This window comes from Geodermatophilus sp. SYSU D00684, assembly GCF_054050455.1.
The window spans coordinates 16,524-29,144 of the sequence record NZ_JBJGZI010000044.1; the positions used below are offsets into that span (position 1 = coordinate 16,524).

7 protein-coding genes are annotated in these 12,621 nt (G+C 78.3%); 5 read left to right on the forward strand and 2 right to left on the reverse strand.

The window, feature by feature from the left end; translation table 11 throughout:
• The first annotated feature begins 34 nt into the window (after nt 1-34).
• Complete coding sequence (locus ACI79L_RS22895) at nt 35-802, forward strand: SDR family oxidoreductase (protein ID WP_456939004.1); 768 nt, start codon at nt 35-37, stop codon at nt 800-802.
• Here the strand turns inward: ACI79L_RS22895 and ACI79L_RS22900 are convergent.
• Nucleotides 799-4,200 carry a BTAD domain-containing putative transcriptional regulator gene (locus tag ACI79L_RS22900; protein WP_456939005.1) on the reverse strand — a complete coding sequence of 1,134 codons (3,402 nt, stop codon included), beginning with the start codon at nt 4,198-4,200 and terminating at the stop codon, nt 799-801. The two genes, ACI79L_RS22895 and ACI79L_RS22900, sit on opposite strands and share 4 nt — an antisense overlap.
• A 130-nt stretch (nt 4,201-4,330) precedes the next feature.
• On the opposite strand from ACI79L_RS22900, the gene ACI79L_RS22905 reads away from it, so the two are divergent.
• A complete protein-coding gene (locus ACI79L_RS22905) occupies nt 4,331-5,779 on the forward strand; it encodes an FAD-binding oxidoreductase (RefSeq protein ID WP_456939006.1) in 1,449 nt (482 codons plus the stop codon).
• Between the two features lie 162 nt (nt 5,780-5,941).
• On the opposite strand, the gene ACI79L_RS22910 is transcribed toward ACI79L_RS22905, so the two are convergent.
• Nucleotides 5,942-7,645 carry an FAD-binding oxidoreductase gene (locus ACI79L_RS22910; protein ID WP_456939007.1) on the reverse strand — a complete coding sequence of 568 codons (1,704 nt, stop codon included), beginning with the start codon at nt 7,643-7,645 and terminating at the stop codon, nt 5,942-5,944.
• Nucleotides 7,646-7,683: 38 nt separating this feature from the next.
• On the opposite strand from ACI79L_RS22910, the gene ACI79L_RS22915 reads away from it, so the two are divergent.
• The 3 genes from ACI79L_RS22915 (at nt 7,684) to ACI79L_RS22925 (ending at nt 12,486) form a co-directional block, all read left to right on the forward strand.
• Nucleotides 7,684-9,189 (forward strand): glycerol-3-phosphate dehydrogenase/oxidase, encoded by a 1,506-nt coding sequence (locus ACI79L_RS22915; RefSeq protein WP_456939008.1) that lies wholly within the window; start codon nt 7,684-7,686, stop codon nt 9,187-9,189.
• A gap of 94 nt (nt 9,190-9,283) precedes the next feature.
• The gene (locus tag ACI79L_RS22920) at nt 9,284-11,617 is read left to right on the forward strand and encodes a glycoside hydrolase family 65 protein (RefSeq protein WP_456939009.1); all 2,334 of its coding nucleotides are present in this window, start codon (nt 9,284-9,286) and stop codon (nt 11,615-11,617) included.
• 47 nt (nt 11,618-11,664) lie between these two features.
• Nucleotides 11,665-12,486: a class I SAM-dependent methyltransferase gene (locus tag ACI79L_RS22925; RefSeq protein WP_456939010.1), complete on the forward strand. Its 822-nt coding sequence runs from the start codon at nt 11,665-11,667 to the stop codon at nt 12,484-12,486.
• Nucleotides 12,487-12,621: the final 135 nt, after the last annotated feature.

The following is a 12,621-nucleotide window of genomic DNA, read 5'->3' on the forward strand; positions in this document are numbered from 1 at the left end:
CCGGCGCACGGCACCCCACAGGAGGAGGCACCGCGTGGACCTGTTCGACCTCACCGGGAAGGTCGCCGTCGTCACCGGCGGCACCCGCGGCATCGGCCTGATGATGGCGCGCGGCCTGCTGCAGGCCGGGGCGTCGGTCTACGTCAGCTCGCGCAAGCCCGAGGCCGGCGAGCAGGCGGTGGCGGAGCTGTCGGAGTTCGGCCGGGTGGAGTCCATCCCCGCCGACATCAGCACCGAGGCCGAGTGCATCCGGCTGGCCGAGGAGGTCGGCCGCCGCGAGGAGCGGGTGCACGTGCTGGTCAACAACGCCGGCGCCACCTGGGGTGAGCCGCTCGAGACCTTCCCCGCCTCGGCGTGGGACAAGGTCCTCGACCTCAACGTCAAGGCGCCGTTCTTCCTCACCCGGGCGATGCTGCCGCTGCTGGAGGCCGCGGCCACCGACGACGACCCGGCCCGCGTGGTCAACGTCGGCAGCATCGACGGGCTGCACGTGCCGGTCCTGCCGACCTACTCGTACTCCTCCAGCAAGGCCGCGGTGCACCAGCTCACCCGGCACCTGGCCAAGGAGCTGGGGCCGCGGCGGATCACCGTGAACGCCGTCGCGCCGGGGCCGTTCGAGTCGAAGATGATGGCCGCCACCCTGGCCGCCCGCGGCGACGAGATCGCCGCCAGCTCGCCGCTGGGCCGCATCGGCCGCCCCGACGACATGGCCGGCGTCGTCGTCTACCTGGCCAGCCGGGCGGGCGCGTACGTGACCGGCGCGGTCATCCCCGTCGACGGCGGCCGGGCGACCACCCTCTAGGCCGAGCGCGGCGTCGGCGGGTCGGACCGCCGGCGCCGCGGCGGCCGGTGCGCCTGCTCGGCGGGCACCCGCTCGAGGTGGGACTCGGCCAGCGCCACCTGGTGCGGGCAGCCGACCCTGCGGCCCTGCTCGCGGGCGCCGGTCCACCAGCCGCGGGCGGCCACCGTGTCGCCGGTGCGCTCGGCGATCCGGCCCAGCAGCTCGTCGTAGGCGCCCAGGCTGAACGCCGGGGTGCCGAGCACCGCCTGCCGCCCGCGGAACGGCAGCAGCTGCACGGTGGCCATGGTCAGCTCGGGCTCGTCGCCCAGGTGCAGCGCCGCCTCGGCCTGCAGCAGCACCGCGACGTCGCTGGCCCAGTCGCGGATCTGGGTGCGGCCCCAGCGGGCGCGCAGCCGCCGGGCCACCGCGAGGTCGCCGGACTCCGCGGCGGCCACCACCGCCATGAGCTGCAGCAGCGGGTTGCCCTCGTCGCCGGTCTCCACCAGCAGGTCGATCGCCTCGGGCAGCCGGTGGTCGCCGCGGCGCAGCGCGAACAGGTGCGCGGCGTAGGCGTGCCGCGCGTGCGGCGTCACCCGGCGGTAGAGCTCGTGCGCCTCGGTGGTCAGCTCCTCGGCGCGGGCGGCGTCCCCGGCCAGCCAGGCCGCGCCGGCCTGCTGCCACAGCACGTGCGGGCGCACCTCCGGGCCCGACAGCGAGAACGCCAGCCGCCGCCCGGCCTCCAGGTCGGCGTCGAAGCCGGCGCGGTCGGTGAGGTGCAGCCGGATCGCCGCGCGGTGCAGCCGGGCGTAGAACTCGGTGCGCCGCGGCAGCCCGCGCCCGGCCAGGGCCAGCGCCTCGTCGGTCGCGGCCAGCCGCAGCTCGGCGGCGCCGGGCCGGCCCCACACGGCGAGCGAGTAGTTGTTCAGCGTCCGGCCGAGCAGCTCCGGGTCGCCGACGCCGCGGGCCAGCGCCACCGCCCGCTCGGCGTACCGCACGCCGCGCTGCAGGTCCTCGCTGAAGGCCAGCTCGACGCCGAGGGTGCCGAGCAGCCGCGCGGTCAGCCGGTCCCGCTCGGCCTCGGTCGCGTCCGGGGCGATCTCGTCGCGGTGCGCGAGCAGGTCCTCCAGCAGGGCGACCATCTCGACGTCGACGACGCCGTGCGGCCGCCAGTTCCACAGCGTGACCTCGCCCCAGACCGCCGCGGACTCCAGCTGGCAGCGCCGGTCGCCGAGCTCGCGGGCCAGCGCGATCGCCTCGCCGACCACCTGGTGGGCCTCGGTGCGCTCGCCGCTGCGCAGCAGGTCGTTGCCCAGCGCGGTGAGCAGGTCGTGCCGGGTGCGGACCGCGCCGGGCTGCGCCGGGTCGACCAGCCGCAGCGCACGGCGGGTGTGCACCGCGGCCTCGCCGTCGGCCAGACGGGCGCGGGCGTTGGCCGCCGCGGTGGTCGACCACCGCAGCCCGGGCGCCGGGCCGGCCACCGGCGCGGCCTCGACGAAGTGGTGCGCCAGCCGCTCGACCAGGGCGTCGTCGGGGCGGCGGCCGGCCACCTGCCGCTCCAGCGCCTCGCCGAGCCGGGCGTGCAGGCGGGCGCGGCGCAGCGCGGGGAGGTCGTCGGCGAGGACCTCCTGCACCAGCGCGTGGGTGAACCGCCAGCTCCACGGCGTGCCGCCCTCGACGACCAGGCCGGCGGCGACCGCGGCGTCCAGGGCCGCCAGCGCGTCCTCGGCCGGCTCCCCGGCCGCCTCGAGCAGGTCGAGGGTCACCTCGCGGCCGGCGACGGCGGCCAGCTCCAGCACCGGGCGGGCGCCGGCGGGCAGCCGGGCCAGGCGGGTCCGCAGCACCTCCCCCACCGACGGCGGCACCGGCACCGCGTGCAGGTCGCGGCCGCCGCGCATCCAGCGGGACAGCTCGACGACGAAGAACGGGTTGCCCGCCGTGCGGTCGTGGACCGTGGCGGCCAGGCCCGGGTCGCCGGCCGAGCCCAGCTGCGCGGCCAGCAGCGAGCCGACGTCCTCGGCGTCGAGGCCCTGCAGGGTGATCGTGGTGGCGGCCGGCTCGCGGGCCAGCCGGGCCAGGCAGTCGGCGACCGCCTCGGGCAGGTCCTCCCCGACGCTGCGCACGGTGACGACCACCAGCAGCGGCACCCGCGGCAGGTGCCGGGCGAGCAGGGTCAGCAGCTGCACCGACGTCGTGTCGGCGCCCTGCAGGTCGTCGAGGACGACCATCGCCGGCCGCTGCCGGGCGGCGGCGGCGAGCCGGCCGCGCAGCTCCTGGAACAGCCGGAACCGGGCGGCGTCGGCGTCGTCGCCGTCGTCCCCGCCGGGCGCGGGCGGCTCCTGGCCCAGCTGCTCGAGCGCCTGGGTCCACGGCCACAGCGCGGGGGCGCCGGCGTCGTCGGCGCAGCGGCTCTCGGCGACCGCCCAGCCCGCGGCCCGGATCGTGTCCGCGACCGCCTCGGCCAGCCGGGTCTTGCCGATGCCGGCCTCGCCGGCCAGCACGACGACGGCGGGCCGCCCGGCGGCGACCTGCTCGGCGGCCGCCCGCAGCCGGGCCAGCTCGGCGCGGCGGCCGACCAGCGTCTCGTCGCCGGGGACGGCCAGGGCGGTGGGCGCCGGCGGCGGGACGACCGACAGCACCGGGCGGGGCACCCGCGAGGTGAGCTTGGGGTCCTGCCGGAGCACCGCCCGCTCGAGGTCGCGCAGCTCCGGGCCGGGGTCGATGCCCAGCTCGTCGCGGAGCAGCTCGGTGCAGCGGCGCAGGGCGTCGAGGGCGTCGGCCTGCCGGTCGGCGGCGTAGAGCGCGGTGACCAGCCGGGCCCACAGCCGCTCCCGCAGCGGGTGCTCGGCGACCAGGCGCTGCAGGTCGGCGACGGCGGCGTCGGCGCGGCCGGTGGCCAGCAGCGCGTCGCAGCGGCGCTCGCGGGCGCGCACGTGCAGCTCGGTGAGGCGCAGCCGGTCGGTGGCCGCCCCCGGCCCGTCGCCCAGCTCGGCCAGCGGCTCGCCCCGCCACAGCTCCAGCGCGCGGTCCAGCGCGGCCACCCCGCCGGCCGGGTCGCCGGCCTCGACGGCGCGGTCGCCCTCCTCGACCAGGCGGGCGAAGCGCAGGCTGTCGAGGTCCTCCGCGCCGACCTGCACCAGGTAGCCCGGCGCGCGGGTGAGCAGCACGGTCGGCGCCTCGCGCGGCCCGCGCTGGGGTTCGAGCACCCGGCGCAGGTGCGAGACGTAGGCCTGCAGGGTGCCGGTGACCGTGGGCGGCGGCTCGTCGCCCCACAGCGTGGTGACGATGCGGTCGACGGGGACCACACGGCCGGCCTCGGCCAGCAGCAGGGTCAGCAGTGCGCGGGGCTTGGCGCCGCCGACGTCGACGGGGCGGTCGTCGGGTCCGGTGACCTCGAGGGGGCCGAGGACGCGGAACCGCACGGTCGGGCATGGTGACAGGTCGCGGCCCGCCTGGGGAGGGGTTCGCGCGCCTCAAGTGCGGCGCAAGTGGCGGTCAAGGCGGGGCGGCCACGGTCGTCCCGGCCGATCCCCCTGCCCCCGAGGACCCGACATGAGCCTGACCGAGACCCCCGCCGCCCCGCTCCCGCGCACGCCGCTCGACGACGCCGCGCCCGCCCCCCTCGACCCCGCCGCCGTCGCGGACCTGCGCGGCCGGGTCCACGGGCCGGTCTACGTCGCCGGCGACGACGGCATGGCGGCCGAGGTCGCGGCGTGGAACCTCGCCGTCACCCACACGCCCGCCCTCGCGGTCGGCGCCACCTGCGCCGCCGACGTCGCCGCCGCCGTCTCCTTCGCCGCCGCGCACGGCCTGCCGGTCGCCGTCCAGGCCACCGGCCACGGCCCGGTCCGCAACGCCGACGGCGCGCTGATGATCACCACCCGCCGCATGCAGGGCGTCGCCGTCGACCCGGCGCGCCGCACCGCGCGGGTCGAGGCGGGCGTCAAGTGGCAGAAGGTCATGGCGGCCGCCGCCGAGCACGGGCTGGTCGGGCTGTGCGGCTCGTCCTCCGACGTCGGGGTGGTCGGCTACACCCTGGGCGGCGGGCACGGGTCGCTGGGCCGCAAGCACGGGTTCGCCGCCGACGCCGTCGTGAGCGTGGAGATCGTCACCGCCGACGGCGTGCTGCGCACCGTCTGCGCCGAGACCGAGCCCGAGCTGTTCTGGGCGGTGCGCGGCGGCAAGGGCAACTTCGGCGTCGTCACCGCGCTGGAGTTCGAGCTGTTCCCCGTGCCCGCGCTCGTCGCCGGCGGGCTGTTCTTCGCCGGCCGGGACGCCGCCGCGGTGCTGCACGCCTACCGCGCCTGGGCGCCCACGCTGCCCGAAGAGGCCAGCACCTCGGTCGCCGTGCTGCGCCTGCCGCCGCTGGAGGAGCTGCCGCCGCCGCTGCGCGGGCAGACCGTCGTCCACCTGCGCTACGTCTACGCCGGCGAGGACCCCGCGCTCGGGACCGCGCTGGTCGCGCCGATGGAGGCCGCGGGCGAGGTGCTGCTCGGCGGCGTCGGGCCGATGCCGACGACGGCGCTGGACGCGGTGCACATGGACCCGACCGACCCGATGCCCGGCTGGGAGAAGGGGATGCTGCTCGCCGAGCTCACCGAGGAGACCGTGGACGCGTTCCTCGCCGCCGCCGGCCCCGAGGTGCAGGTGCCGCTGGTCATGGCCGAGATCCGCCAGATGGGCGGGGCGCTGGCCCGCCCGGCGCGCGTGCCCGACGCCGTCCCGGGGCGCGGCGCCGCCTGGTCGGTGTTCGTGATCGGCCCGATGGTCCCGGAGCTCGCCGAGGTGGTGCCCGCGGTCGGCCGCGGCGTGCTCGCCGCGCTGGCGCCGTGGGCCGCACCCGGTGCGATGGTCAACTTCCTCGGCGACGTCAGCGGCCCCGAGGAGGTCCTCGCCGCGTGGGACCCGGCCCCGGCCGAGCGGCTGCTGGCCGTCAAGCGGGCGGTCGACCCCGACGACGTCTTCTCCACCGGGTACGCGCTGCGGGGCCGGGGTGCCTGAGCAGTCCGCCCGGCCCCGGCCGCCGGCCTGGCTGCGGCGGCGGATGGGGATCCCCCCGGCCCTGCCCCCGCCGGACTGGACCCCACCGGCCAGATGAGCGGTTCGGCCCCCTCCCGGGCCCCGCCCCGAGCCTGCGAGGGGTGGGGAGGAGGGGGTCCTTCCTCAGTCGGGCAGCAGGACCCCGGGGTTGCAGACGCCCTGCGGGTCCAGCCGGGCCTTGACCGCGCGCAGCACCTCGACGCCGAGCGGCCCGACCTCGCGCTCCAGCCAGGGGCGGTGGTCGTGGCCGACGGCGTGGTGGTGGGTGAGCGTGCCGCCGGCGGCGAGCAGCGCCTCGGTGGCCGCCCGCTTGGCGGTGAGCCACTGCTGCAGCGGCAGGTCGTCGTCGCGGTCGGCGAGCACCGTGACGTAGAGGGAGGCGCCGGTGGCGTAGCCGTGGGACACGTGCGTCATCAGCAGCGGCTGCTTGCCGGGGCGGCCCAGGGACTCGCGCAGCGCGGCGCGGACGGCGTCGTACACCGCCGGCAGCGCCGTCCACGTGGCCGCCGTCTCCAGCGTCTCCACCAGCAGGCCGGCGTCCATGAGCCGGTCGCGCAGGTAGGGGGCGGCGAACCGGTGCCTCCGCCACGACTCGCCCACCCGGCGGCCGACCCGCGCCGCGCCGTGCTCGCGCAGCACCGGCAGCACCGCCCGGCGGCGGGCCCGCACCACCTGCGGCAGGCCCTCCCAGCCCACGACGAGCAGGCAGCCGTCGCCGCGGCCCCGGGCCCGCAGGGCGCCGCGCAGCAGCCGGGCGCCGGTGCCGGCGGCGTTGAGCAGGGTGGCGCGGGTCTCGTCGGGGTCGGAGAGCCGGACGACGTCGGGCAGCAGGTCGTGCCGCGCCAGCCGCTGCAGCCCGGCGAGCCCGTCGGCCCAGGTGCGGAACGACCAGCCCTCGTACACCCGGTCCCGCGGCGCCGGGCGCACCCGCAGCCGCAGCTCGGTGATGATCCCGAGCGCGCCCTCCGAGCCGAGCGCCAGGCCGAGCAGGTCGGGGCCGGCCGCCGACGCCGGCGGGTGGCCGAGCTCCAGCACCCCGGACGGCGTGGCCAAGGTCAGGCCCGCGACGAGGTCGTCGAAGCGGCCGACGCCGGTGGAGGACTGCCCGGCCGAGCGGGTGGCCGCGTAGCCGCCGAGGGTGGCGTACTCCCAGCTCTGCGGCAGGTGGCCGAGCGTCAGCCCGTGCGCGCCGAGCGCCTCCTCCAGCGCCGGGCCGCGCATGCCGGGGCCGGCGGTGACCAGCGAGGAGGCGACGTCGACGTCGGTCAGCGCCGCCATCCGGGACAGGTCGACCGACAGCGAGGGGCGGTCGTCGGGGTCCAGCCCCGACAGCCCGCCGACCACGCTGGTGCCCCCGCCGAACGGCACGACGACGACCCCCCGCTCGGCGCACAGCGCCAGCAGCGCCGCGGTCTCCGCCGTGCTGCCGGGCAGGACGACGGCGTCGGGCGCGTCGGAGGCGTCGCCCTCCCGCCGGCGCAGCAGGTCCAGGTAGCTCTTGCCGCCGGCCCGGCGCAGCCGCGCCTCCCGGTCGGTGCGCACGTGCTCCGCGCCGAGCAGCGCGACCAGCGCGTCGTGCACGTCGGCCGGCAGCCGCGAGGGCGCCACCCGGATGTCGGCGACGGGGACCGGCGGGGTCGGCCGCGGCTCCCAGCCCAGCTCCTTCGCCAGGTGGCGGCGGGCGGCCTTGGGCAGCGCGGTGGCGAGGTCGGGGTCGCGGGTGAGCTCGAGGGAGCCATCCGCCGCGTCCCCCGGCTCGGCCACCGTGGCCACGCGGGAGCTGCCGGGCCCCCACCCCTGGACGGTCAGTTCCGGCTGCTCGGGCACGGCTACAGTCTGCCGGTGCTCCGACCGGGACCCCGCACGTGACCGGCGGGCCCGACCTCACCCGGGAGCGCCGCGCGGCCGACCTCGAGGCCCTGGCCGGCGGGGTCGACGTCGTCGTCGCGGGCGGGGGCGTGACCGGCGCGGGGGTGGCCCTCGACGCCGCCGCCCGGGGGCTGTCCGTGGCGCTGCTGGAGCGCACCGACCTCGCCGCCGGCACCAGCCGGTGGTCGAGCAAGCTCGTGCACGGCGGCCTGCGCTACCTGGCGCACGGCGAGATCGGCCTGGCGCGGGAGAGCGCGCGCGAGCGCGCCGTCCTCATGCGCACCACCGCGCCGCACCTGGTCCGGGCGCTGCCGTTCCTGGTGCCCGACGCCGCCGGCCGGGACGTCAGCGCCGTCGGCGCGCTGGGCGGCCGGCTGGGGGACGCGGTGCGCCGGTCGGTGCGCGGCGGGCGCGGCTCGCTGCCGGGCACCCGCCGGGTCGGCGCCGCGGAGGTCGCGCGGCTGACGCCGGCGGTGCACCCCGGCCGCGGTGGGGCCGTCTTCTGGGACGGCCAGCTCACCGACGACGCCCGGCTCGTCGTCGCGCTGGCCCGCACGGCCGCCGCGCACGGCGCCCGGGTGCTCACCGGCGCGCGGGTGACCGGCGTCGACGGCGGCGAGGTGGCGGTCGAGGCCGACGGCGCGGCGCTGACCGTGCGGGCGGGCGCGGTGGTCAACGCGACCGGCGTGTGGGCGCAGGCGCTCGCGCCCGGCATCCGGCTGGCACCCTCCCGCGGCTCGCACCTCGTCGTCCGCGCCGGCCGGCTCGGCGACCCGGTCGCGGCGCTCACCGTGCCGCTGCCCGGCTCGCGCTCGCGGTACGTCTTCGCGCTGCCCCAACCCGGCGGGCTGGTGTACCTGGGGCTCACCGACGAGCCGGTGCCCGGGCCGGTCCCCGACGACGACCCGGTCCCGGCCGACGCCGAGGTGCGCCAGCTGCTCGACACCGTCAACCGGGTGCTGGCCGTGCCGCTGACCGGGGACGACGTCGTCGGCTCCTACGCCGGGCTGCGGCCGCTGGTGCTGCCGGAGTCGGCCGGCGCGGGGCCGGGCGACGCCACCGCGGACCTGTCCCGCCGGCACCTGCTGCGGTGGGACGGACCGGTCCTCTCGGTGGTCGGCGGCAAGCTCACGACCTACCGGGCGATGGCCGAGGAGGCCGTGGACGCCGTCGTCGCGCGGCTGGGCCGGGGCGCGCGACGCTCGCCGACCGCCCGGCTGCCGCTGGTCGGGGCGGCGTCCCCGGCCGAGCTGGCGCGGGTGCCCGCCCCGGCGCGGCTGGTCGCCCGGTACGGCACCGAGGCGCCACGGGTGGCCGCGCTCGGCACCGAGCCGGTGGTCGAGGGCCGCCCGGAGACGGTGGGGGAGCTGCGCTTCGGCGTGCTGGCCGAGGGGGCGTGGAGCGTGGCCGACCTGCTCGACCGGCGGGTGCGCCTCGGCCTGGTCCCGGCCGACCGGGAGCGCGCGGCCGCGACCGCGGAGGCGGTCCTCGAGGCGGGGTGACGGCCCGGGATCGCGCGGGCGGCCGCCGGGCGGTAGGACGGGAGGGGGACGCCGGCCGGCTGCCCGACAGCCCTCCGAGACGGCGAGGACCACCGTGAGCGCCCCGACCCTCGACGTCGACCCCTGGACGGTCCGCGAGCCGCACGTGGACACCCGGACGCTCGACGTCGCCGAGTCCCTGTTCAGCCTGTCCAACGGCTACGTCGGCGTACGGGGGACGCTCGACGAGGTCGAGCCCTTCGGCATGCGCGGCACCTACCTGTCCGGGGTGTACGAGAGCCACCCGCTGTCCTATCCCGAGGGCGGCTACGGCCACCCCGGGGAGGGGCAGGCGCTGCTCACCGTCGCCGACGGCACCCCGATCCGCCTCCTGGTCGACGGGATCCCGCTCGACGTGCGCGAGGTCCGGCCGGAGGTCCACGAGCGCACGCTGGACCTGCGCGCCGGGACGCTCGACCGGCGCGTGCGCTGGAGGACGCCGACGGGGACGACGATGGAGGTGCGCTCCCGGCGGCTGGTCTCGCTGGCGGAGCGGGCGGTCTGCGCCGTCCGGTACGAGGTGCGCGCGCTGGACGGTCAGGCGCACGTCGTCGTGCGGTCCGAGTTGGCGAGTGGGTCGGTGACGCCCACGGGCGTGGACAACGACGACCCCCGCGTCAAGGACTGCCTCGACAACGCCTTCGAGCCGCGGGAGCACGGCGCGACGGGCAGCGGCGGCGCCCTCGCGTCCCGGACGCGGCGGTCGGACATCACGGTCGCCGCCGCCGTCGAGCACGTGGTCGACGACGGGGCGCGGATCAGCACGGACGCCGACGAGCACCGGGTGGTCACCACCGTCGCCGCCCACCTGACCCCCGGCGCCACCCTCGGGATCACCAAGGTCGTCGCCCACACCTGGTCGCTCGACGCCTGGGCCGGCTCCCTCGTCGGCGAGGCGTCGGCGGCGGTGTCGTCCGCGCTCGACCTGGGGTGGGAGGGGCTGCTCGCGGCGCAGCGCGGCGTGCTCGACGAGTTCTGGGCGACCGCCGACGTCGAGGTCGACGGCGACCCCGAGCTGCAGCAGGCGCTGCGCTACAGCGTCTTCCAGCTGTTCTGCTCCGCCGCCTGCATCTCCGGCGCCCCCGTCGGGGCCAAGGGGCTGACCGGCATGGGATACAGCGGCCACACCTTCTGGGACGTCGAGGGGTTCGTGCTGCCCGCCCTGACCCTGCTGCGCCCGGACACGGCCGCGCGCCTGCTGCGGTGGCGGGCGGGCACGATCGACGCCGCCCGCGAGCGGGCCCGGACGCTGGGCCGGGCGGGCGCGGCGTTCGCGTGGCGCACCATCAGCGGGCCCGAGGTGTCGGCGTACTGGCCGGCGAGCACGGCGGCGATGCACGTCAACGCCGACGTCGCCCGCGCCTTCTGGCTCTACGAGAACGCCACGGGGGCCGACCTCGACGACGTCGGCGGTCTGCCGGTGCTGGTCGAGACGGCGCGGCTGTGGATGTCGCTGGGGCACGAGGACGCGGCCGGGGCGTGGCACCTGTTCGGCATGACCGGTCCAGACGAGTACACCGGCGTCGTCGACGACAACGTCTTCACCAACCTCATGGCGCGGGCCAACCTGCGGCGCGCGGTCGACGCCTGCCGCAGGTACGAGGCGCGGGCCGCGGAGCTCGGCGTGGACCACACCGAGGCCGCCGCCTGGCGGGCCGCGGCCGACGCCGTCCACGTGCCGTGGGACGAGGGCCTGGGCGTGCACCCCATGAACGCCAACTTCACGTCGTACGAGGAGTGGCCCTTCGAGGAGCAGTGCGACGCCTACCCGGTGCAGGAGCACAACCACTACGCCACGTTCTACCGGCGGCAGGTGCTCAAGCAGGCCGACCTCGTCCAGGCGCTGTGGTGGTGCCGCGACGAGTTCACCGACGAGGAGGTGGCGCGCGACCTCGAGTACTACGAGGCGCGCACCGTGCGGGACTCCTCGCTGTCGGCCGCGGTGCAGGCGGTCGTGTGCGCCCAGGCGCAGCACCCCGACCTCGCCCTGCGCTACCTGCGCGAGTGCGCGCTCGTGGACCTGCGCGACGTCCAGCAGGGGACGGCCCAGGGGCTGCACCTGGCCTCGGTGGCCGGGGCCTGGCTGGCGCTCGCGGCGGGCCTGGGGGGTCTGCGCGAGGACCACGAGGACCTCGAGATCGCGCCGCTGCTGCCGTCGTCGCTGTCCCGCACGGCGTGGCACGTCACCTGGCGCGGCAGCGTGCTCCGCGTGGAGACGACGCAGGAGGGCACCACGCTCACCCTGGTGCGCGGCGAGGGGCCGGTGACCGTCGTCGTCGACGGCACCGCGCAGTCGGTCACGACCACCCCGGTGCGCGTGCCGCTGCGCGCGCCCACCCCGCTGCTCGGCGAGCCGCGGCAGCCGGCGGGGCGCGCGCCGCGCACCTGACGCCCCGTCCGGTTGCATCTCAGTCAGTGAGATCACCGTTCCGCTGCATGGGACAGGCGGAGCAGGATGCCGGCGTGGACACCTACACGCACGGGCACGCCGAACCGGTCCTGCAGTCGCACCGCTGGCGCACCGCGGAGAACTCCGCCGCGTACCTGCTGCCGCACCTGCGCCCCGGGCTCGACCTGCTCGACGTCGGGTGCGGGCCGGGCACGATCACCGTCGACCTCGCCCGCCGGGTCGCGCCCGGCCGCGTGCTCGGCCTCGACGTCTCGGCCGATCCGCTCGACGAGGCCATGGACCTCGCGGGTCGCGAGGGTGTCGCGGTGACCTTCGCCGTCGGCGACGTGTACGCCCTCGACCTGCCCGACGACTCGGTCGACGTCGTCCACGCCCATCAGGTGCTGCAGCACCTCACCGACCCGGTGGCGGCGTTGCGCGAGATGGCGCGGGTCTGCCGCCCCGGCGGGCTGCTCGCCGTCCGGGACGTGGACTACGCCGCCACCTGCTGGTTCCCCGCCGACGCCGGCCTGGACCGGTGGCTGGAGCTCTACCACGCGGTCGCCCGCGCCAACGACGCCGAGCCCGACGCCGGCCGCCGGCTGCTGTCCTGGGCGCACGCCGCGGGCCTGCGCGACACCACCGCGACGACCGGCTCCTGGTGCTACGCCTCGCCCGCCGAGCGCGAGTGGTGGGGCCGCTCGTGGGCCGGCCGCGCGACGGCGTCGGCGTTCGCGGAGCAGGCCCTGGCGTACGGCCTGGCCACCCGGGACGAGCTCGAGGAGGTCGCCGCCGCGTGGCTGCGCTGGGCCGCCGCGGACGACGGCTGGCTCGCCATGCTGCACGGCGAGCTGCTCGTCCGCGTCTGACCCCGGCCCGGGGGGGGGGGGGGGGGGGGGGGGGGGGGGGGGGGGGGGGGGGGGGGGGGGGGGGGGGGGGGGGGGGGGGGGGGGGGGGGGGGGGGGGGGGGGGGGGGGGGGGGGGGGGGGGGGGGGGGGGGGGGG